The sequence below is a fragment of the Pseudomonas sp. PL-6 genome (assembly GCF_054110165.1).
The window spans coordinates 4,466,700-4,487,573 of the sequence record NZ_CM134189.1; the positions used below are offsets into that span (position 1 = coordinate 4,466,700).

A 20,874-nucleotide genomic window follows, 5' to 3' on the forward strand; every position below is an offset into this window, starting at 1 on the left:
CCTACCCATTCATGCAGTTGCCTTCGCTTGTGGCTTGAGGCTTGCCGCTGGCGGCTCCCTACCCCTACCCTTGCGCCACCCGAATCCAAGGACTTGCCCATGTTGCAACGGATGACTCGCCCGGGCTGGCCCGGTCACCTGCTCGCCCTCGGCGCCGGCGCCCTCACCCCGCTGGCCCTCGCCCCCTTCGATATCTGGCCGCTGGCCCTGCTGTCGATTGCCCTGCTCTACCTGGGCCTGCGCGAGCTGCGCCCCAGCCAGGCGGCGCTGCGCGGCTGGAGCTACGGCTTCGGCCTGTTCGCCGCCGGCACCAGCTGGGTCTACGTCAGCATCCATGACTACGGCGCCGCCTCGCCGGCGCTGGCCGGTTTCCTCACCCTGGGCTTCGTCGCCGGTCTCGGCCTGTTCTTTGCCCTGGCCGCCGCGCTCTGGGCGCGCTGGCTGCGCCGCAGCGAGGCGCCGTTGGCCGACGCCCTGGCCTTCGCCGCCCTGTGGCTGGCTCAGGAAGTGTTCCGCGGCTGGTTCCTCACCGGTTTTCCCTGGCTCTACGCCGGCTACAGCCAGCTGGACGGGCCGCTGGCCGGCCTGGCACCGCTGGGCGGGGTCTGGCTGATTTCCTTCAGTCTGGCGCTGTCCGCGGCGCTGCTGGTCAACCTGCCGCGCCTGCGGGCGCGCAAGGCCTTCCTCGCCGTCGGCCTGGCGCTGCTGCTGACGCCCTGGGTCGCCGGCCCGGCGTTCAAGGATCGCCCCTGGACTCGTCCGGCCGGCGACAGCCTGACGGTCGCCGCCGTGCAGGGCAACGTCGAACAGAACCTGAAATGGGATCCGGCCCAGCTCAACGCCCAGCTGGCGCTGTACCGCGACCTCAGTTTCAGCGCCGAGCGGGTGGACCTGCTGGTCTGGCCGGAAACCGCCATCCCGGTGCTCAAGGATCTGGCGCAAGGCTATATCGGCGTGATGGATCGCTTCGCCCGCGAGCAGGGCAGCGCGCTGATCACCGGGGTGCCGGTGCGCCAGGCCAATGAACGCGGCGAGCTGCGTTACTACAACGCCATCACCAGCTTCGGCGACGGCCAGGGCACCTACCTCAAGCAGAAGCTGGTGCCCTTCGGCGAGTACGTGCCGCTGCAGGAGGTGCTGCGCGGGCTGATCGCCTTCTTCGACCTGCCGATGTCCGACTTCGCCCGCGGCCCGGCCGAGCAGCCGCCGTTGCTGGCCAAGGGTTATCGGGTGGCGCCCTATATCTGCTACGAGGTGGTCTACCCGGAATTCGCCGCGGCGTTGGCGGCCGATAGCGAGATCCTGCTGACGGTGAGCAACGACGCCTGGTTCGGCACCTCCATCGGCCCGCTGCAGCACCTGCAGATGGCGCAGATGCGTGCGCTGGAGGCCGGCCGCTGGATGATCCGCGCCACCAACAACGGCATGACGGTGGTGATCGACCCGCAGGGCCGAATCCAGTTCGAGCTGCCGCAGTTCGAACAGGGCGTGCTCTACGGCGAAGTGCTGCCGATGACGGGGCTGACGCCCTACCTGCAGTGGCGCATCTGGCCGCTGGCGATCCTCTGCGCCCTGCTGCTGGGCTGGGCGCTGCTGGCCGGGCGCATGGCCAAGACGGTCTAGCCGGCCGTCTCGGGGGATAAGGCTATGCCTGTGTTAAGCGTTGGGAGTGGGCGCAAAGGCCGTAGGGCGGGCTTTAGCCCACGCCAACCACCCTTGGTGGGCTAAAGCCCACCCTACAAGGCCAAAGCGGATCGCCGCGCGGCGCCACCTACGCCAGCAGGCCGGCTCAGGCCAGTTCGACACGGTTGCGGCCCTTGCTCTTGGCCTGGTAGAGGGCGTCGTCGACCCGCTTGTAGAAGGCCTCCGGCGAGTCGTCGCACAACGGCAGGTAGTCGCCGACGCCGATGCTGCAGGTGATCGACAGGCTCAACGCCGGCAGTTGCAGCGGCTCCTGCTCCAGTTCGCGGCGAAAGCGTTCGGCCAGGTGCAGCGCCTGTTCCAGGCTGGTGTGCGGCATCAGCACGGCGAACTCCTCGCCGCCCAGGCGCAGGAGGATGTCGCTGTCGCGGCGAAACACCTTGCGCATGCGTTCGGCGAACAGGTGCAGGCAGAGGTCGCCGGCGCTGTGGCCGTGGCGGTCGTTGACCTGCTTGAACCAGTCGATATCCAGCAGCACCAGGGCCAGCGAGCCGTGCTGGCGACGCACGGAGGCCAGCCAGTTGCTCAGCAGCACGTTGAACTGGTAGCGATTGCCCAGCCCGGTGAGGGCGTCGGTGCGGCTGCGCTGGTCGAGTTCCTCGCTGTGCTGGCGCAGGCGCATCTCGCGCTCCAGGCCGATGCGGTACTCGCGGTGCCAGCGGTAGAGAAACAGCATCATGTAGGCCAGGTAGATCAGCAGCGCCACCGACTCGGCCGGCGCGTCGCGCTCCTGCCAGAACTTCACCGCGGTGGCCGGCAAGTAGATCAGCAGCATGGCCAAGGCGCAGGGGCCGCGGCGCATCGGGTAGGTGAAGGCCATGGCGGTGGCGAACACCACCACGTTGAGCATCACCATCAGGTGCGAGACGTCTAGCGCCCGGCTCAGCTCGACCCCGGCCAGCATCAGCCCCCACAGCAGCGCCTGCAGCAGCATCAGCAGCCAGTGCTGGCGCAGCCAAAGCTGCAGGCCGATCTCGCCGCGCTGCTCGCGGGGTTCGTGGAGGATGCGCAGGGCGACGAACAGCAGCAGCAACAGGCCGCCGGCCAACCAGAGCCAGAGGTTCTGCATCGGCGAGCGGCTGGTCAGCCACAACAGGCACCAGGCCAGCAGGTAGTAGAAGCCGCCAAAACGCGAGCGCGCGTGCACGTCGTTCGCCTCGCGCCACAGCTTGAAGGCACTGCTGGACATCTTCACTTCAGGCAGCATGGTGCGCACTCCGACCACTACAGCATCAGCCTAGTCGAATGATGGCATTTTGGCTCCTCGCCAGGAGTGCAAACCGAAACTATGCAAAGCAGAGGTCATGTGTTGCGCCGCGCCTGTGTAGGGTGGACATGGCGCAGCCTTGTCCACCCTGGCCGGCGATGCGCGGACAAGCGTTCGACATGTCCGCCCTACTCGAACGCTTCAAGCGCTCAGGCGTGCACCAGCCGATCGCGCCCCTGCGCCTTGGCGCGGTAGAGGGCGCGGTCGACCCGACGGAAGAAGGCCTCGGCTTCGGCGTCCTGCTCGACGTCGAAGCTACCGACGCCGAGGCTGGCGGTCAGCGGCAGTAGCTGCTCGCCCAAGCGCAGGCCGTCGCGAGCCAACTCCTGGCGGAATTGCTCGGCCAGGGCGGCGGCGTGCGCCAGGTCGGTGTTCGGCAGCAGCACGCCGAATTCCTCGCCACCCAGGCGCAGCAGGGCGTCGCCGTCGCGACGGAACACCTCGCGCAGGCGCTCGGCGAAGGCGCTGAGGCAGGCGTCGCCACAACTATGGCCATACTCGTCGTTGATCCGCTTGAACCAGTCGATATCCAGCAGCACCAGCGACAACGGCTCGCCGCGGCGCCGGGCGTTGGCCACCAGGCTGGGGAACAGGTTGTTGAACTGGTAGCGATTGCCCAGCTGGGTCAGGCTGTCGGTGCGGCTGAGCAGGTCGAGGCGCGCCTGTTGTTCCAGCAGCTTGAGTTCCAGGGCCAGAGTGGCCTGGTACTCGCGGTGGCTGCGGCCGAGCACCAGCAGCAGGTAACTCAGGTAGCAGGCCAGAGTCACCAGCAGTGCACGCTGCTGCGGCCACTCCAACGCCAGCACCACCAGACCGGGCAGGTAGAGCAGCGCGATGGCGAGCATGGCGCGGCGCTTGCGCATGGCGAAGTTGAAGGTCATCGCCGTGCTGAAGGCGACGGTGGCCAGGGTGGCGATCAGCGCCGAGTCGGCGAACTCGGCGCGGTACAGCGCCCAGGCGTGGGCCTGGCCCCAGCACAGCGAGGTGAGCAGCAGCAGGCCCCAGTGCTGGTCGAGCCAGCGCTGCAGCTGCTGCGGGTTGTCCAGCGGGCCGGGACGGTGCAACTGGCGCGCCAGCAGCAGGACGAAGAACAGCGCACTACCGCCCAGGCCGACAGCGAGCAGGCCAGCGGGATCGGCGCTGAACAGCCAGGTCAGCAGCCAGGCCAGCAGGTAGTAGAAACCGCCCAGACGGGTCCGAATGCGGGTGTCTTGCACTTCGCGCCAGAGGGCAAAGGCGGCGGGATGGCGCGGTACTTCGGCGTCGGTCATGGCGTTTGTGATCACAGCAACTACTGGCCTGAGCATAGCGCCTTTTGCCGAGCAGCGAGATATCGAACTGCCAGTATCGTTGCGCCGCCCGTCTGCCAGCCCGCTAGCGCAACAGCAGCAGCGGGCCGGTGCTGGTCTGCAGCATATGGCTGGTGGTGCTGCCGACCAGGAACTGGCGGATGCGCGAATGGCCATAGGCGCCCATCACCAGCAGGTCGATGTCCTGCTCGGCCTGGTAGTCATGCAGGGTCGGCTCGACCTCGCCGGCGCGGATCGCCAGCTGCACCTGATGGCCGCCGGCGACCAGGCGCCGCTCGGCCTGCTGCAACTGGGCGCGAGCGGCGTCGCTGTCGGCGCCGACCATCACCACATGGATCGGCAGGCCCTGGAACAGCGGGCTGGCGGCGAGCAGGTCGACGCCCTTGTCGCAGGTGGCGCTGCCGTCGTAGGCCAGCATCAGGCTGCGCGGCGCCTGGAACTGGCCGGGGCTGACCAGAATCGGCCGATGCAGGGTGCGGATCACGCTTTCCAGCTGGCTGCCCACCAGTTGGCTGACCGCGTCGCTGGTCTCGCCCTGGCGGCCGATCACCAGCAGACGGATGTCGTTCTCCAGCTCGCGCAGACTGCCGGCCAGGTCGCCATGGCGCTGGCGCAGCTGCGGGTTGGCCACGCCGCCGCGCTGGGCGCGTTCCCTGGCCGCCTCCAGGGCCAGGCGACCTTGCTCCAGCCCCAGCTTGCTGCGCCGTTCGTCGAGTTCGGCCAGCTCCTGCAGCAGCTGCTCACGGCTGCCCAGGGCGATATTGCCGGACAGGTCGCTGCGCGGCGGGTACTGCTTGTGGTCGAGCACGTGCAGCAGGGTCAGCGGTGCGCCCAGACGCAGGCTGGCCCAGGCGGCGTAGTCGCACACCGCCGGGGAGGACAGGGAACCGTCGATGCAAGCCAGTACCTGGGTCATGGTGGTTGCTCCTCTCGCTCAAGTCCGGCCTCAACGGCTCGCGGCATCACCTTAGCAACCCCGTCCTCGAAAACAAAGGCGGCGCGCAGCCGCCAGGCCCGGCTAACACCCGGTTACCTTTTGCCCCAGAGCCCCGGCCGAACGCATGCCGCAGCGCCCGGTCGAACGCCAGCCTCTTGCGAGGCCGGCAGGCGCGTTCAACTGCAACACAGGGCCGCCATACTGCCGTTTTCCCACCTGTCTGCGAGCGCTTTAGCGATGCTGTCCGCTGCCAAGGGGGTGCTAGGAAGGCTACCTGTCGTCAGCCCATGGAAATGGGCGCTGTTGTTGTTCGTCCTGCTGATGGTCTATCAGGTGCGCGCCCTGCATCTGGACGACCGTCTGTACTTCTGGATCAAGACCAGTTGGCACGAAGAGGCCTGGGAACACCGCAGCCTGTGGCTGCCGGAATACCGCGTGAGCATCGAGGCCAAGGCGGTGGCGGGGGTGACGGACAACTTCTCCGGGCTGAGCTACGACGACGACCGCGACCAGCTCTGGGCCGTGGTCAACAACCCCGAACAGTTGCTGCGCCTGAGCCCGGATGGCGAGTTGCTCGCGCGCTACCCGCTGAGCGGTTTCGAGGACGTCGAAGGCGTCACCTACCTGGGCGACGGCCTGTTGCTGCTGGCCGAGGAACGCCAGCACGGCCTGGTCGCGGTTCAGGTGCCGGAAAAGCCGGGGCCGCTGTTTCGCGAGGACTACCGGGCGCTGACCCTGGGCATCGGCCTGGGCGGCAACCAGGGCTTCGAGGGGCTGGGCTACGACCGCGCCGGCGACCGCCTGTTCGTGGTCAAGGAACACTCGCCGCGCAAGCTCTACGAAATCCGCGGCCTGAAAAGCAGCCTGGCCGGCGACTTCAACCTGGAGATCATCGACCGCCAGGCCTGGATCGAACGCAAGGTGTTCGCCACCGACCTGTCGTCCGTGCATTTCGACGAACGCACCGGGCATCTGGTGCTGCTCAGCGACGAATCCCAGCTGCTGATCGAGCTGGACGGCGCGGGCCAGCTGATCAGCTTCCGCTCCCTGCTGCAGGGCTTCGCCGGCCTGGGCAGCAGCGTGCCACAGGCCGAGGGGGTGACCTTCGACAAGCGCGGCAACCTCTACCTGGCCAGCGAACCCAACCTGTTCTACCGCTTCGAGCGCGACTGACTCAGCCTTGCCGGGTGGGCCGGGCGGCGCTCCGCTCTAGCCCACAACCCCCGTGGTGGGCTAAAGCCCACCCTACGCGTTGTCCCCACTCCCAACTCTTGCCTTTGCAAGCGCCGGTAGACTCAGCCGCGGCGAATCAGCCAGATCCCGGCGACGATCAGCAACAGGCCGGCAACCTTGCCCAGACTGATCGGCGCCTGGCGAAAGCCGGCCCAGCCGAAGTGGTCGAGCAGCAGCGCCATGCCCAGCTGGCCGGCGATCACCAGCACCATGAACAGCAGCGCGCCGACCCGTGGTCCGGCGAAGGCGGCGGTGGCGATGAAGAAGGCGCCGAGCAGGCCGCCGCTCCAGTGCCACCAGGTCAGCCCCCTGAGCGCGGCGAAGCTCGGCGCCTCGCGCTGCACCAGCACCATCAGCAGCAGCGCCAGGCCGCCCACGGCGAAGGAGATGAAGGCCGCCGCCAGCACGCTGGAAACCTGCTTGGCCAGCTGGCCGTTGATCCCGGCCTGCAGCGGCAGGAAGGCGCCGGCGACCAGCGGCAGGGCGAGCATCCACCAGGGTATGGCAGGCATGGCGATCTCCAGCAGAACACGAGCGCGCGATTATGCCGCAAATCCTGTCCGCCCCGTCAGCCCACGGAGGCCGGCGGCATCACAGCGGCTTGCTGAACTGCAGCAGGGCGACCCGCTGCTGGCGGTGATCGCGACGCTCCACCAGGCCGCTGAGCGCGTAGCCCAGGCGCGGATAGAGCAGCAGCCCGGCGCTGTTGGCGTTGAAGCAGGACACGCGCATCTCGCGGGCCTTGAAGTGCTGACGGGCGAGCGCCTCCATGGCCTCGATCAGCCGCTGCGCCACGCCCTGGCCGCGCGCCCAGGGCGCCACCATGACGTTGCCCAGGGCGCAATACTCGCCGTGCTGCCACTGGTAGAAGTTGGCGAAGCCGGCGACCCGGTCGTCCAGGCAGACCACCGTGCTGTCGCGGCGCTCGGCCATGGCCGCGGCCAGTTGGCCGACGCTCAGCGGCCAGCTGGCCTTGGGATAGCAGTAGAAGAGTTCGTCGGCGTTCTGCGGGAAGGTCACCACCGCGGCGAGGTCGGCGGCCTGCGCCGGGCGGACGGTGAAGCTGGAGGTCGTGGGCATGGCGGGACCAGTCGGGGAAGGAGATGCCGAGCCTAGTGGGTCGTCTGGCAATAATCCATCGCGCCGCGATTCTCCGCGACAGCCTGATGACCTCAGCGTGGCGGATACTGCGCCAACACCTTGGCCACGGTCTCGCGGATCGCCGCGGCGCGCTCGGCCGGGCTGGGAGCGTTGTTGCGCAGCACCTGCCGGGCGCTGCCGCGCCAGACCAGCTTGCCGTCGCGGCCGTCGATCAGGTCGATCTGCAGGGTGCCGACCTGGTAATCCAGGGTGCGCGTCTCGGTGTAGGCCGGGCCGCCCCAGTAGCCGCCCCAGGGCCCGCCCCAGAAGCCGCCGTGGTAGGTGCTGACCTGGCTCTGCTTGTTCTCCACGATCAGCGCCGCCCGTACCCGCAAGTCGGCCGGGGTGCCGCCGGCGGCCGGACGCAGGCCGCGCTGGTCGAGCTGTTCGGCGGTGGCGTCGCGGATGCGCTGCTCGGTGAGATCGCTGTGCAGCCGCGGGTCGTTGGGGCTGTAGGTCAGCGCCGGCTCCTGCCAGCTCCAGCTGCGGTAGGCAGCAAAGTCGCGGCTGGTGTCGTAGTCGCGCTCGACCTGGATGCTCTGGCAGGCGGCCAGCAGCGCCAGGGCCGGGAGAATCAGTAGACGCGGGAACATGGTGGTTTTTCCTCAGCCATCAATAGGGCGGGTAACCGCGCAGGGCGGCCTTGACCGCGGCGCGCAGGGCATCGGCGCGCTCGCTCTGGCTGCCGCCGCTGCGCGCCTCGCCGCTGCCGCTCCACACCGGCTGGCCGTCGCGGCCGTCGAAGAACTGCACGTACACCACCGCCACTTCCTCTTCGTAGGTGCGCACCAGCGGCACGCTGCCCCAGGCGCCGTAGCCATCCCAGTGCCGGCCATGGCCGTAGTAGGCGCCATAGTCGTCGTAATACTGGCGCAGGCGCCGCTCCAAGTTGAGCGAGGCGCTGACCTGCAGGTCGCCGGGCTGGCCGGCCGGCGCCGGACGCAGGCCGTGCTGGTCGAGGCCGCTGCCGAGGCTTTCGGCCAGCAGCTCGCTGCCGGCCCAGGCGCTGCCCGCCGGCAGCTGGCCGCCCTGCCAGCTCCAGTTGCGGTAGCGTCCGTAGTCGCGCGGCGGCGCCGGGTAGGCGCTGCGGTCGAAGACCTGGGCGGCCTCGGGCGGCGCCAGCGGCATCGGCAGGGATTGCGCCTGGTAGGGATTGGGGCTCTGGCAGGCGACCAGCAACGGCAATGACAGGATGGCGGTGCGCATGGTGTTCTCCGTGGTCGCGCGCGGCATACCCAGTGGTTTCAGGCTACGCCCGGCCTGCCGCGGCGTCCATCGCGGCCGATCAGAGCGGCCGGCACAGCCAGTGCAGGTAGCGCCCCAGCCCGGCGAAGCTGGGGTGGCGGCGGTAGGCCAGCTCCATTTCCAGCAGGTCGAGCAGCTCGGCCTTGGCCTGGAACTCCTGCGGCATGTAGTCGTGGAACACGCGCACGCCGCTGCGGCTTTCGACCTGCCACTGCGCACCGAGTTGCGCCGCCAGCTCGCGTGGGTCGAGCGGGCGTTGCGGGGTCAGGCTCTGTCCCTCGCCGGCGAAGCGCTCCTTGCGCAGCTTGCGGAAATGGCCCTTGAGCAGGTTGCGATAGACCAGCGCGTCCTTGTTATAGAAGGCCAGCGACAGCCAGCCGTCCGGCGCGACCAGCTGGTGCAGCACCGGCAGGATCGCCGCCGGCTCGGCCAGCCATTCCAGCACGGCGTGGCACAGCACCAGGTCGAAGGGCTGCTCGAGCTGGCCGAGCAACTCCTGCCAGGGCGCCTGGATAAAGGTGGCGGCCTGGCCGGCCTCGGCGAAGCGCTGGCGGGCGCCGTCGAGCATCGGTGCGGCCGGTTCGGCCAGGGTCAGCTGGTGACCGCGCTGGGCCAACCACAGGCTCATGTGGCCGAGCCCGGCGCCGACGTCGAGCACCCGCAGCGGACGCTCGGGCAGCGCCTCGGCCAGGTCGGCCTGGAGCACGGCGAGGCGGATGGCGCCCTTGGCGCCGCCGTAGATCTTCTCGGCGAAACGGGTCGCCAGCTCGTCGAAGTGGCGGTCGCTCATTGGCCGAAGCGCCGTTCGCTATCGGCCAGCTTGGCCCGCACCACCTGCTCCATGTCCAGACCCAGTTCGCTGCACAGCAGCAGCAGGTAGAGCACGATGTCGCCGACTTCCTGGCCAGCGTGGGCGAGCTTGTCCGCCGGCAACTGGCGCGATTCGTCCTCGGACAGCCACTGGAAGATCTCCACCAGCTCGGCCATCTCCACGCTGGCGGCCATGGCCAGGTTCTTCGGGCTGTGGAAGCGCTTCCACTGGTTGCCGTCGCGGATGGCGTGCAGACGGGCGGTGAGTTCGGGCAGGTTCATGACGGGCTCCTTTCGAGCCGCATAGCTTCGGCTCGAACGGGGCGTGCTGCAAGCGGCGCTTGACCGGCGCGTAGCCCGGATGCAACCCGGCAAAGGTGCATCCCGGCCCCCCGGATGGCATCCGGGCTACTTCAGGCTTGCAGCGGCTGCCAGCTGCCGGCCATATGCGCCACGTCGCCCGCGCCGAGCAGGCGGAACTGGCCGCTCGCCGCGGGTTCGCTGGCCTGCAGGGCGACATGCGCCGGCAGCAGCACCGGCTTCTGGAAACGCACCTCCACCTCGTAACCCGCCAGCGGCAGCCGCCCCTGCAGCTCGGCCAGGCAGCGCGCCTTGTTCCACAAGCCATGGGCGATGGCGCGGGGAAAGCCGAACAGCTTGGCGCTGGCCGCATACAGGTGGATCGGGTTGTAGTCGCCGGCCACCCGCGCGTAGCGCCGTCCGGTATCGGCCGGCGCCGCCCAGTCGGCCAGCGGCGTCAGTTCCAGCGGCGCCTGCTCCGCGCGCGTTGGCGGCTGGCCATCCAGGCGCAGGGCGCGGCAGAGGATGCGGCTGTCACCCTCCCAGAGCAGGCCAAGCTGGTCTTCCAGGCGGGTGATCAGGCTGAAGCTGGCGCCCTTGTCGTGCGCCTGCAGGTCGGCCAGTTGCACGCTTGCCTGAAACGGCCCCAGGCCGCCGAGCGGGCGCAGTACGCGGATGCGGTTTTCCAGGTGCACCAGGCCGAGCAGTGGGAAGGGAAAGCGGCGGTCGGTGAGCAACTTCATCTGCAGACCGAAGGCGAGGAGATGCGGGTAGACCGGCGGCAAATAGGCGCTCTCGGCGATGCCGCAGACCTGGCGATAGCGCGCCAGGTGCGCCGGGCTGACCTCTACCGGGCAGCGCAGGCCCAGCTGCGGCAGGCGGCGGCCAGTCACCCGGCGCCGCAGGGCGGCGCGCAGGAACAGGCCGGGCAAGGCCGGCGGGGCGTTGAGGTCGAGCCAGTCGACGGCCATGGGCAAACTCCTCGGCAAATGAATGCAGCAGCTTAGCCGCCCCGCTCGTCCCGACATTGGCTGCGCTGCCCGCCTCTGCGGCAAGCCAGTCAATCCGCCTGCCGCGCCGGTTTGCGCCATGGCCTCTGCTGCCCCTAAGATGGCGGCGCCTCACGGATAACAAGAAAACCTAAAAATGCGTGATCTGACCGACGATGTGGCGCTGATGCGCCCGGTAATCGATGCCTTGCGTGCCAGCGGAACCGACCCCGACCGGGTGTTGGCGCGCGTCGGCCTGCCGCCCGGCGGCCTGCCCGCCGGACGCTTCCCGCACAGCGCCCAGGCGCTGTTCTGGAAAGCCGCCAGCGAAGAGTGCGGGCAGGAGCATGTCGGCCTGTTCCTGGCCCAGCACCTGCCGGCCTTCCACGGCCTGCTGCTGGAATACCTGTTCCTCTCCAGCGACACCTTCGGCAGCGGCCTGCGCCACGCCCTGCGCTACGTGCGCCTGCTCTCCGACACGCTCAACGCCGGCCTGCAGGTGCAGGGCGAACGCGCCGTGCTCAGCCTGGGCCTGGCGCCCGATACGCCGCGGCACTTTCCGGAGATGCTCGCCGGCGCGGTGATCCGCCTGTTCGACGCCCTGACCGAAGGCGCATTCGTCGCCCGCGAGGTGCGCCTGATGCATGCCGCAGGTGCACCGGCGGCGCGCTACCAGCAGGTCTACGGCTGCCCCGCACGGCTCGGCGCCGAGGACTACGCCCTGGTGTTCGACGCCGCGGTGCTGGACAAGGCCTCGCGCCATGCCGCGCCCGAACTGCTGCGCATGCACGAGTCGCTGGCGCGCCGGCAACTGGCCGAGGTGGAGCGCCTGGACCTGGTGCGCCAGGTGCGCGAGCTGATCGGCGAACTGCTGGTCGATGGCGGCGCCACCCTGGAGCAGGTGGCAGCGCGGCTGAACATGCCGGCGCGGCGCCTGCGCGAGCGCCTGGCCATGGCCGGGGTGCGCTTCAACGACCTGATCACCGACTACCGCTGCCGCCTGGCCAAGGAGCTGCTGCTGAAGACCGACGAGCGCATCGAGGTGATAGTCGAGCGCACCGGCTTCTCCGAGCCGAGCACCTTCTACCGCGCGTTCAAGCGCTGGGTCGGCGAGACGCCGGTGGAGTTTCGCAAGCGCGGCAAGGCGTGAGGCGACGCTCCGCTCTGGTGGGCTGAAGCCCACCCTACAACCGACGCCCCCGGATGGGCCGGGCGGCGCTCCGCTTCAGCCCAGCGTGCAACCGCTCTCTGCCGTAGGGTGGGCTTCAGCCCACCAATTCCAATCAGGCGCCCAGCAGACTCTGCCCGCACACCCGCAGCACCTGCGCGGTGACTGCGCCGGAGCCGGGCTGGGCGAACCAGGCCACGGCCTCGGCGACGTCCTGCGGCAGGCCGCCCTGGCTCATCGAGTTCATTCGCCGTCCGGCCTCGCGGATGCCCAGCGGGATGGCGGCGGTCATCTGCGTCTCGATAAAGCCCGGCGCCACCGCGTTGATGCTGATGCCGCGCTTGGCCAGCGCCGGCGCCCAGGCCTGGGCCAGGCCGATTACCCCGGCCTTGCTCGTCGCGTAGTTGGTCTGCCCGAGATTGCCGGCGATGCCGCTGATCGAGGCGATCAGCACCACGCGGCCGTTGTCGTGCAGCTTGCCGGCGTCCAGCAGGGCCTGGGTCAGCACTTGCGGGGCCTGGAGGTTGACGGCGATCACCGAGTTCCAGAAGGCATCGCTCATCTTCGCCAGGGTCTTGTCGCGGGTGATGCCGGCGTTGTGCACGACGATATCGACGCCATCGGGCAGCGCCTCGACCAGACGCTGCGGCGCCTCCCCGGCGCAGATATCCAGGGCCACGCCGCGCCCGCCCAGGCGCGCGGCCAGGGCCTCGAGCGCCGCGGCGGCCGGCGGCACGTCGAGCAGGATCACCTCGGCACCGTCGCGCGCCAGCACTTCGGCGATGGCCGCGCCGATGCCGCGCGAGGCGCCGGTGACCAGCGCCTTCTTGCCGGCCAGCGGTCGCGTCCAGTCGCGCACCTGCTCGGCGCAGGCCCCCAGGCGCAGCACCTGGCCGGAGACGTAGGCGCTCTTCGGCGACAGGAAGAAGCGCAACGCGCCTTCCAGCTGCTGTTCGCCGCCCTTGCCGACGTACAGCAGCTGCACGTTGCCGCCGCGGCGGATCTCCTTGCCCAGCGAGCGGCTGAAGCCTTCCAGCGAACGCTGCACGCTGGCGGCGACCGGGTCCTTCAGCGATTCCGGCGCGCGCCCCAGCAGCACCACCCGCGGACACTGGCCCAGGCCCTTGAACGCCGGCTGGAAGAAGTCGCGCAGCTCGATCAGTTGCTCGAAGCGGGTCAGGCCACTGGCGTCGAACAGCAGCGCCTTGAGCTTGGGGCCGTGCTCGGCGGTCCAGCGTGGCAGCTCCAGCTGGCCTTCGCGGGCGGCGAACAGCTGATCGGTGAGCTTGTTGGCGAAGGGCTGCACGGCCTTGAGCAGGTCACCTTCGCCGCCGAGCAGCAGGGCGCCGTCCACCGGGCGCATGCGGCCGGCCAGCCAGCGCTCCAGGCGCAGCGGCGCCGGCAGGCCGAGGGCGCCGACCAGGCGGCGGCCGGCGGCGGAGTTGGCGAAGGCGAGGTAAGGGTCGGACATGAACGGGCTCCTGTGGGCGAATCAAAGAACGTGTCTACGATTTCGCGAGCTAGAGCCATGCAAGGCGAAAACAGGCGAGGACGCGGAGTTTACGAGTTGTAAATGAGCAGTCCGAGCCTGTTTTCAACGCAGCAGGGCCGACGCGCAGCAGATCGTAGACACGTTCTAAAGTCGTGCCACTCTACGCAGTGACGGGCCAAGCGCAATTGACCGCACTGCCTGGGGCCGCGGCAAGGCGGCCAATGCAGATGCGGCGGCGCGCGCTAGCCTGTAGCCCAATCTTTATTCGCAAGGAGTCAGCATGGCCCAGCTACGCCGGGTCGCCATAGTCGGCGGCAACCGCATCCCCTTCGCCCGCTCCAACACCGCCTACGCCACGGCGAGCAACCAGGAGATGCTGACCAGCGCCCTCGAGGGCCTGGTGGAGCGCTTCAACCTGCACGGCGAGCGCCTCGGCGAGGTGGTGGCCGGCGCCGTGCTCAAGCACTCGCGCGACTTCAACCTGACCCGCGAATGCGTGCTCGGCTCGCGCCTGGCGCCCGAGACCCCGGCCTACGACCTGCAGCAGGCCTGCGGCACCGGCCTGGAGGCGGCGCTGCTGGTGGCCAACAAGATCGCCCTGGGGCAGATCGACTGCGGCATCGCCGGTGGCGTCGACACCACCTCCGACGCGCCGATCGGGGTCAACGAGGGGCTGCGCAAGATTCTGCTGGAGGCCAACCGCGGCAAGCGCACGGTGGACAAGCTCAAGAGCCTGCTGCAGATCCGCCCGCGCCACCTGGCCCCGGCCATCCCGCGCAACGGCGAGCCGCGCACCGGGCTGTCGATGGGCGAGCACTGCGAGCTGATGGCGCAGCGCTGGGCGATTGCGCGCGACGAGCAGGACCAGCTGGCCCTGGCCAGCCACCAGAAACTCGCCGCCGCCTATGCCGAAGGCTGGCACGACGACCTGCTCACGCCGTTCCGCGGCCTGACCCGCGACCAGAACCTGCGCGCCGACATCAGCGCCGAGAAGCTCGCCAGCCTCACGCCCTGCTTCGAGCGCGGCCCGCGCGGCACCCTGACCGCGGCCAACTCCACGCCGCTGACCGACGGAGCCTCGCTGGTGCTGCTGGCCAGCGAGGACTGGGCCAAGGCGCGCGGCCTGCCGGTGCTGGCCTACCTGCGCGACGGCGAGGCGGCGGCGGTGGATTTCGTCCGGGGCCAGGAGGGCCTGCTGATGGCACCGGTCTACGCCGTGCCGCGGCTGCTGGCGCGCAACGGCCTGCGCCTGCAGGACTTCGACTACTACGAGATCCACGAGGCCTTCGCCGCCCAGGTGCTGTGCACCCTCAAGGCCTGGGAAGACGCCGACTACTGCCGTGAGCGTCTGGGCCTGGACGCGCCGCTGGGCGCCATCGACCGCAGCCGGATGAACGTCAAGGGCAGCTCGCTAGCCGCCGGCCACCCCTTCGCCGCCACCGGCGGGCGCATCGTCGCCAACCTGGCCAAGCTGCTTGCGGTGGCCGGGCAGGGGCGCGGGCTGATCTCCATCTGCGCCGCCGGCGGTCAGGGTGTGACCGCGATCCTGGAAAAGTAATCCAATGTCGGTGAGCGCAAGTCATCGCGCTCACAGGATGTAAGCAACTCCGTGAATTGGGGCGGCCCGCGCGATGCGCGGCCGCCTATTTTTTTGGCCTGCCATTCCTGGTGGCCAGTCTGCGGGCCGTCGCTGCGCGACGGTGAAGGATGCTCCCGGCGTGTTTTTGCCCGGCCACGCGGCCCACCTGCAGGGTTTCGCGGGGCCGCCTGGGCCGTGCGCACCGCCCATACCCCAGCCTGCGGTGGCCTGCCGCGCGGCAAATCACCACAGCGTCAAGCGCGCCCAGACCCGCTAGTCTTTTCGATGTGGATTGATCCAGGTCAATACAACCTTCGTGGGTTTGCGCCTGCGGGCCATTGGGCCCGACCTCCGCTGCGCCTCGCTCGACAAGAACAATTGCGCCTTGCTGTGACTCCAACGCCTGGAGTCTGTGGCCCGGCAGACCGTGCCGGGTCCGAGATAACCTGTATGAGGATGTGCCATGTTCGGTTTAGAGGCGCTCGATCTCGCCCGAATCCAGTTTGCCTTCACCATTTCCTTTCACATCATCTTCCCCGCCATCACCATCGGTCTGGCCAGCTACCTGGCTGTGCTCGAAGGTCTGTGGCTGAGAAGCGGCGAGACGGTGTACCGCGACCTCTACCACTTCTGGGCGAAGATCTTCGCGGTCAACTTCGGCATGGGCGTGGTCTCCGGCCTGGTCATGGCCTACCAGTTCGGCACCAACTGGAGCGCCTTCTCCGACTTCGCCGGGGCGGTCACCGGCCCCTTGCTGACCTATGAGGTGCTTACCGCCTTCTTCCTCGAGGCGGGCTTCCTCGGCGTCATGCTGTTCGGCTGGAACCGCGTCGGCCCGGGCCTGCACTTCTTCTCCACGCTGATGGTGGCGATCGGCACCCTGATCTCGACCTTCTGGATTCTCGCCTCCAACAGCTGGATGCACACCCCGCAGGGCTTCGAGATAGTCGACGGCCGGGTGATCCCGGTGGACTGGTTCGCCGTGGTGTTCAACCCCTCCTTCCCCTACCGCCTGGCGCACATGGCCACGGCGGCCTTCCTCGCCACCGCCTTCTTCGTCGGCGCCTCGGCGGCCTGGCACCTGCTGCGCGGGCGCGACAACCCGGCGATCCGCAAGATGCTGTCGATGGCGGTGTGGATGGCGCTGATCGTCGCGCCGGTGCAGGCCTTTATCGGCGACCTGCACGGCCTCAACACGCTGAAATACCAGCCGGCCAAGATCGCCGCAATGGAAGGCCACTGGGACAATAGCAGCGGCGAGCCGACCCCGCTGATCCTGTTCGGCTGGCCGGACATGGAACGCGAGGAAACCCGCTTCAAGATCGAGATTCCGGCGCTGGGCAGCCTGATCCTGACCCACAGCCTGGACAAGCAGGTGCCGGCGCTGAAGGAATTCGCGCCCGAGGATAGGCCCAACTCCACCATCGTGTTCTGGACCTTCCGGGTGATGGTCGCCATGGGCCTGCTGATGATCCTGGTCGGTCTCTGGGGCACCTGGCTGCGCTACCGCGGCCGGCTGTTCGCCTCGCGCCCCTTCCTGCACCTGGCGGTGTGGATGGGCCCGTCCGGCATCCTGGCCATCCTCGCCGGCTGGTACACCACCGAGATCGGCCGTCAGCCGTGGATCGTCCAGGGCCTGATGCGCACTGCCGATGCCTCGTCCGGGCACAGCTTCGCGCAGATGAGCCTGACCCTGGCGCTGTTCGTGGTGGTCTACTTCGCCCTGTTCGGCGCCGGCATCGGCTACATGCTGCGCCTGGTGCGCAAGGGCCCGCGGATCGACGAGGGCCAGGAAGTCACCCAGGGCGGCCCGGGCCAGCCGCGCACGCCGTCGCGGCCGCTGTCGGCGGCGCAAGAGGACTTCGACGACACGGAAACCGATCTGCCGGGCGGGAGGGCCTGAACATGGGTATCGATCTTTCGCTGATCTGGGCAGTGATCATCGCCTTCGGCGTGATGATGTACGTGGTGATGGACGGCTTCGATCTGGGCATCGGCATCCTCTTCCCCTTCGTCCGGGACGAGGGTGAGCGCGACGTGATGATGAACACCGTGGCGCCGGTGTGGGACGGCAACGAGACCTGGTTGGTGCTCGGCGGCGCGGCGCTGTTCGGCGCCTTCCCGCTGGCCTACGCGGTGGTGCTCGACGCCCTCTACCTGCCACTGATCCTGATGCTGCTGGGGCTGATCTTCCGCGGCGTGGCCTTCGAGTTCCGCTTCAAGGCCAAGGCGGCCAAGCGTCATCTGTGGGACAAGGCCTTTATCGGCGGCTCGCTGACCGCGACCTTCTTCCAGGGCGTGGCGCTGGGCGCCTATATCGACGGTTTCGAGGTGGTCGGGCGGACCTATGCCGGCGGCGCCCTGGACTGGCTGACGCCCTTCTCGCTGTTCTGCGGCCTGGCGCTGATCGCCGCCTACGCGCTGCTCGGCTGCACCTGGCTGATCATGAAGACCGAAGGCCGTCTGCAGTTGCAGATGCACGATCTGGCGCGGCCGCTGGTGTTCGTCCTGCTGGCGGTGACCGGCATCGTCAGCCTGTGGACGCCGCTGGCACACCCGGAGATTGCCGAGCGCTGGTTCAGCCTGCCGAACCTGTTCTGGTTCATGCCGGTGCCGGTGCTGGTGCTGGTCTGCACCTGGGCGCTGCTCAAGGCGGTGGCGGAAAACGCCCACTACTCGCCCTTCCTGCTCACCCTGGTGCTGATCTTCCTCGGCTACAGCGGCTTGGGGATAAGCCTGTGGCCCAACGTCATCCCGCCGTCGATCAGCATCTGGGAAGCCGCCGCGCCGCCGCAGAGCCAGGGCTTCATCCTGGTCGGCGCGCTGTTCATCATCCCCTTCATCCTGATGTACACCGCCTGGAGCTACTACGTGTTCCGCGGCAAGGTGACCCAGGAAGACGGCTACCACTGAGGGCGCGCCATGCACGATGCCGAGAAGAAACCGATGTGGCAGCGCCTGGGCTGGCTGGTATTGATCTGGGCCGCCAGCGTGCTGGCCCTGGGCGCGCTGTCCTGGTTGCTGCGCCTGTTTATGCAGGCGGCGGGGATGGGCACGCCCTAGCAGGCCGTTGAAAAACGTAGGCGAGGCAGCCAGCGCAATACCGATGGCGGCCCCGCAAAAACAGGCGAAAAGCGGCTGGGGTCGCAGGCGACTTTACGAGTAGTAAATGAGCATTTTGAGCCTGTTTTTAACGCCGCGATGGCAACGTAGGTAGTTTTTCAACGGCCTGCTGCTCAGCCGCCAGACTCGCCCTGCAACTGCTCGAGCAGCAGTTGCAGCTGGGCCAGGCGCGCGCCGGGGTCGTCCTGCTGCAGCACCTGCAGCTTCTGCCCCGGCTCCAGCGGCAACAGGTAGGCCAGCTGGTTGGCCAGTTGCGCCTGGCCGACGGCCACGCCGCCCATGCCCAGCGAGGCCACCAGCGGGTGTTCGGCCAGCGCCGCCAGCAGCGCGGCGAGGTCGGCATGCTCGGCCAGCAGCGGGCATTCCGCGGCCTCATCCAGCCAGTCCACCTCGGCGATGGTCAGCTGATCCGGCAGCACCTGGGCACTGCGCACCCGGAAACGCCGACCACCTTCGACGCGAATCCCCAGCAGGCCGTTGGGCCGCTGCTGGAAGTCACGCACCAGCGCCTCGCACCCGATGGCGGCAAAGCTGCTGGCGGCCTCGCCGACCTCCTCGCCCTCGACTATGCAGACCACGCCGAAACCGCTGCCCTGCTTCATGCAGCGACTGATCATGTCCAGGTAGCGCGCCTCGAAGATCTGCAGATCGAGCATGCAGCCGGGGAACAGCACGGTGTTGAGCGGAAACAGCGGCAGATTCATCGTCACCTCACAGCAGCAGAACAATCGCCAGCGGCAACAGCACGGCGGTGATCACGCCCATCAGGCTCATGGCCAGGGCGGCGAAGGCGCCGCACTCGTCGCTTTCCTGCAACGCCCGCGCCGTGCCCACCGCATGCGCGGTGATGCCCAGCGCCATGCCCTGCGCCGCCGGATGCTGGACCCCGCACAGGCGCAGCAACGAGGGCCCGACGATGGCACCGATGACCCCGGTGATCATCACGAACACCGCCGCCAGCGCGGCGATGCCGCCGATCTGTTCGGCCACCAGCATGGCGATTGGCGAAGTCACCGATTTCGGCGCCATGCTCATCAGCATCAGCCGCTCGGCGCCGAACAGCCAGGCCAGCCCGGCGCCCAGCACCGTGGCCAGGGTGCCGGCGAGCAGCAGGGTCAGCACGATCGGCCAGAACAGCTGGCGGATGCGTCGCAGGTTGAGGTACAGCGGCACCGCCAGGGCCACGGTGGCCGGGCCGAGCAGCAGGGTCAGGGCCGCGACGCTGCTCCTGTACTCGGCGAAGCTCAGGCCGCAGAGCAACAGGATGCCGATCACCGTCAGCATCGACACCAGCACCGGCTGCAGGAACACCCAGCGGGTGCGCTCGTAGGCGGCGATGGCCAGCTGGTAGGCGCCCAGGGTGATGCCGATACCGAACAATGGGTGATGGGTCAGCGCCTGCCAGGCGCCCTGCCAGTCCGGACTCATGCCTGCTCCCGGCGCTGCTGGCGCTCGATCAGTTTCTGCATCAACCAGCCGGCGAAGGCCACCGACAGCAGCAGCGACAGCAGCAGCGCGCCGACCACCGCCCAGAAGTCGGCGAGGATGTCGCCGGCATAGGCCATCACCCCCACCGCCGGCGGCACCAGGATCAGCGGCAGGTACTTGAGCAGGCTGCTGGAGGCGACGCTGAGCGGCTCGCCCACCTCGCCGCGCAGCATGAGGAAGACGAACAGCAACAGCATGCCGATGATCGGCCCGGGCAGCATGGGCAGCAGCAGGACGTTGAGGGCGGTACCGAGCAACTGGCACAACACCAGCCAGGACAGGCCGCGAAGCAGCATGGGCAAAATCTCCGAAAGGTGCGATGCCGAATGGCGGAAGCTGTTTGCGCTCTCCAACGCAGCAAAGCCGCCGCGCAGCAGATCGCCAACGGGTTCTCAGGGGTATTCGGGCATCTTCAAGGACATGCCGGCCATTATAGGCGCGATGGCCGCGCGCTGGCCCCTGTCTTGCTTCGCCTGCCGCGCCTATGCCGCGTCATTCAGTGCGGCGAGCCAGGCTTGACCCGGTGCCGGCCTCGTGATGATCTAGCCGGCAAGGGTTCCACGCAAAAACAACAACACCCGCGTCCTCAAGGAGGAACTATGCCGTTCGTACCCGTAGCAGAGCTCAAGGACTATGTTGGCAAGGAACTCGGCAAGTCCGAGTGGCTGACCATCGACCAGCAGCGCATCAACCAGTTCGCCGAATGCACCGGCGACCACCAGTTCATCCACGTCGACCCGGAAAAGGCCAAGCTGACCCCCTTCGGCACCACCATCGCCCACGGTTTCCTGTCGCTGTCGCTGGTGCCGATGCTGATGGAAGGCATCATGATCATGCCCCAGGGCCTGAAGATGGCGGTGAATTACGGCCTCGACAGCGTGCGCTTCATCCAGCCGGTGAAGGTCGATTCCAAGGTACGCCTGACGGTGACCCTGACCGACGCCAACGAGAAGAACCCCGGCCAGTGGCTGCTCAAGGCCCGTGCCGTGCTGGAGATCGAAGGCCAGGAGAAACCGGCCTATATCGCCGAACCGCTGACCCTCTGCTTCGTCTGACCCCTCGCGGCGGGCTCCGCCCCGCCCTTCGCCGAAG

At 68.5% G+C, this 20,874-nt stretch carries 23 protein-coding genes; 9 read left to right on the forward strand and 14 right to left on the reverse strand.

The features are described from left to right. Positions 1-99: 99 nt before the first annotated feature. A complete protein-coding gene (lnt, locus tag ACW9UL_RS19415) occupies positions 100-1,623 on the forward strand; it encodes an apolipoprotein N-acyltransferase (protein WP_457787994.1) in 1,524 nt (507 codons plus the stop codon). Between the two features lie 166 nt (positions 1,624-1,789). Here lnt and ACW9UL_RS19420 read toward each other — a convergent pair whose 3' ends face one another. The 3 genes from ACW9UL_RS19420 to ACW9UL_RS19430 form a co-directional block, all read right to left on the reverse strand. Beyond that, the gene (locus tag ACW9UL_RS19420; RefSeq protein WP_457787995.1) at positions 1,790-2,908 is read right to left on the reverse strand and encodes a GGDEF domain-containing protein; all 1,119 of its coding nucleotides are present in this window, start codon (positions 2,906-2,908) and stop codon (positions 1,790-1,792) included. 209 nt (positions 2,909-3,117) lie between these two features. Continuing rightward, positions 3,118-4,239 carry a GGDEF domain-containing protein gene (locus ACW9UL_RS19425; protein ID WP_457787996.1) on the reverse strand — a complete coding sequence of 374 codons (1,122 nt, stop codon included), beginning with the start codon at positions 4,237-4,239 and terminating at the stop codon, positions 3,118-3,120. A 103-nt stretch (positions 4,240-4,342) separates the two neighbouring features. Next, positions 4,343-5,194 carry a universal stress protein gene (locus tag ACW9UL_RS19430; RefSeq protein WP_457787997.1) on the reverse strand — a complete coding sequence of 284 codons (852 nt, stop codon included), beginning with the start codon at positions 5,192-5,194 and terminating at the stop codon, positions 4,343-4,345. Positions 5,195-5,452: 258 nt separating this feature from the next. Here ACW9UL_RS19430 and ACW9UL_RS19435 point away from each other — a divergent pair, with 258 nt between their 5' ends. Next, on the forward strand, positions 5,453-6,388 hold the full coding sequence (locus ACW9UL_RS19435) for an SdiA-regulated domain-containing protein (protein WP_031302759.1): 936 nt from the start codon (positions 5,453-5,455) through the stop codon (positions 6,386-6,388). Positions 6,389-6,510: 122 nt separating this feature from the next. On the opposite strand, the gene ACW9UL_RS19440 is transcribed toward ACW9UL_RS19435, so the two are convergent. The 7 genes from ACW9UL_RS19440 to ACW9UL_RS19470 all read right to left on the reverse strand — a co-directional run bounded on the left by ACW9UL_RS19440 (position 6,511) and on the right by ACW9UL_RS19470 (position 10,914). Next, entirely contained in the window at positions 6,511-6,960 is a 450-nt protein-coding gene (locus ACW9UL_RS19440; protein ID WP_457787998.1) for a DMT family transporter, read from the reverse strand. A 79-nt stretch (positions 6,961-7,039) separates the two neighbouring features. Then, positions 7,040-7,528 carry a GNAT family N-acetyltransferase gene (locus ACW9UL_RS19445; protein WP_122108114.1) on the reverse strand — a complete coding sequence of 163 codons (489 nt, stop codon included), beginning with the start codon at positions 7,526-7,528 and terminating at the stop codon, positions 7,040-7,042. Between the two features lie 92 nt (positions 7,529-7,620). After that, a complete protein-coding gene (locus ACW9UL_RS19450; protein WP_397495990.1) occupies positions 7,621-8,181 on the reverse strand; it encodes a DUF4136 domain-containing protein in 561 nt (186 codons plus the stop codon). A gap of 19 nt (positions 8,182-8,200) precedes the next feature. Continuing rightward, positions 8,201-8,794, reverse strand: a complete 594-nt coding sequence (locus tag ACW9UL_RS19455; protein WP_457787999.1) for a DUF4136 domain-containing protein — start codon at positions 8,792-8,794, stop codon at positions 8,201-8,203. A 79-nt stretch (positions 8,795-8,873) separates the two neighbouring features. Then, the gene (locus ACW9UL_RS19460) at positions 8,874-9,623 is read right to left on the reverse strand and encodes a methyltransferase domain-containing protein (protein ID WP_397495988.1); all 750 of its coding nucleotides are present in this window, start codon (positions 9,621-9,623) and stop codon (positions 8,874-8,876) included. Further along, a complete protein-coding gene (locus ACW9UL_RS19465; RefSeq protein WP_021445759.1) occupies positions 9,620-9,925 on the reverse strand; it encodes a MazG-like family protein in 306 nt (101 codons plus the stop codon). The genes ACW9UL_RS19460 and ACW9UL_RS19465 overlap by 4 nt, the downstream gene beginning before the upstream one ends. A 131-nt stretch (positions 9,926-10,056) precedes the next feature. Then, positions 10,057-10,914, reverse strand: coding sequence for a MaoC family dehydratase (locus ACW9UL_RS19470; RefSeq protein ID WP_457788000.1), 858 nt, complete (start codon positions 10,912-10,914; stop codon positions 10,057-10,059). A gap of 175 nt (positions 10,915-11,089) precedes the next feature. Here ACW9UL_RS19470 and ACW9UL_RS19475 point away from each other — a divergent pair, with 175 nt between their 5' ends. Then, a complete protein-coding gene (locus ACW9UL_RS19475) occupies positions 11,090-12,082 on the forward strand; it encodes an AraC family transcriptional regulator (RefSeq protein WP_122108110.1) in 993 nt (330 codons plus the stop codon). Between the two features lie 133 nt (positions 12,083-12,215). Here the strand turns inward: ACW9UL_RS19475 and ACW9UL_RS19480 are convergent, their stop codons facing one another. Beyond that, positions 12,216-13,571, reverse strand: coding sequence for a 3-oxoacyl-ACP reductase (locus ACW9UL_RS19480; RefSeq protein WP_457788001.1), 1,356 nt, complete (start codon positions 13,569-13,571; stop codon positions 12,216-12,218). 301 nt (positions 13,572-13,872) lie between these two features. On the opposite strand from ACW9UL_RS19480, the gene ACW9UL_RS19485 reads away from it, so the two are divergent. From ACW9UL_RS19485 to ACW9UL_RS19500, 4 genes are all read left to right on the forward strand, one after another. Continuing rightward, complete coding sequence (locus ACW9UL_RS19485; protein WP_457788002.1) at positions 13,873-15,150, forward strand: acetyl-CoA C-acetyltransferase; 1,278 nt, start codon at positions 13,873-13,875, stop codon at positions 15,148-15,150. A 484-nt stretch (positions 15,151-15,634) separates the two neighbouring features. After that, complete coding sequence (locus ACW9UL_RS19490) at positions 15,635-17,074, forward strand: cytochrome ubiquinol oxidase subunit I (protein ID WP_457788003.1); 1,440 nt, start codon at positions 15,635-15,637, stop codon at positions 17,072-17,074. A 2-nt stretch (positions 17,075-17,076) separates the two neighbouring features. Then, positions 17,077-18,084: a cytochrome d ubiquinol oxidase subunit II gene (cydB, locus tag ACW9UL_RS19495; protein ID WP_397495983.1), complete on the forward strand. Its 1,008-nt coding sequence runs from the start codon at positions 17,077-17,079 to the stop codon at positions 18,082-18,084. Between the two features lie 9 nt (positions 18,085-18,093). Then, positions 18,094-18,234, forward strand: coding sequence for a DUF2474 domain-containing protein (locus ACW9UL_RS19500; RefSeq protein ID WP_457788004.1), 141 nt, complete (start codon positions 18,094-18,096; stop codon positions 18,232-18,234). 173 nt (positions 18,235-18,407) lie between these two features. On the opposite strand, the gene ACW9UL_RS19505 is transcribed toward ACW9UL_RS19500, so the two are convergent. From ACW9UL_RS19505 to ACW9UL_RS19515, 3 genes are read right to left on the reverse strand one after another with little or no spacing between them, the layout of a single operon-like run. Next, on the reverse strand, positions 18,408-18,998 hold the full coding sequence (locus ACW9UL_RS19505; RefSeq protein ID WP_021443071.1) for an LON peptidase substrate-binding domain-containing protein: 591 nt from the start codon (positions 18,996-18,998) through the stop codon (positions 18,408-18,410). A gap of 7 nt (positions 18,999-19,005) precedes the next feature. Beyond that, a complete protein-coding gene (locus ACW9UL_RS19510; RefSeq protein ID WP_457788005.1) occupies positions 19,006-19,722 on the reverse strand; it encodes an LrgB family protein in 717 nt (238 codons plus the stop codon). Then, a complete protein-coding gene (locus ACW9UL_RS19515) occupies positions 19,719-20,078 on the reverse strand; it encodes a CidA/LrgA family protein (RefSeq protein WP_021443073.1) in 360 nt (119 codons plus the stop codon). Before ACW9UL_RS19515 ends, ACW9UL_RS19510 begins: the two co-directional genes overlap by 4 nt. On the opposite strand from ACW9UL_RS19515, the gene ACW9UL_RS19520 reads away from it, so the two are divergent. Both ACW9UL_RS19520 and ACW9UL_RS19525 read left to right on the forward strand, forming a co-directional pair. Next, on the forward strand, positions 20,077-20,301 hold the full coding sequence (locus ACW9UL_RS19520; RefSeq protein ID WP_156350859.1) for a hypothetical protein: 225 nt from the start codon (positions 20,077-20,079) through the stop codon (positions 20,299-20,301). The genes ACW9UL_RS19515 and ACW9UL_RS19520 overlap by 2 nt on opposite strands. Positions 20,302-20,381: 80 nt before the next feature. Next, entirely contained in the window at positions 20,382-20,837 is a 456-nt protein-coding gene (locus ACW9UL_RS19525) for a MaoC family dehydratase (RefSeq protein ID WP_003240173.1), read from the forward strand. Positions 20,838-20,874 lie beyond the last annotated feature (37 nt).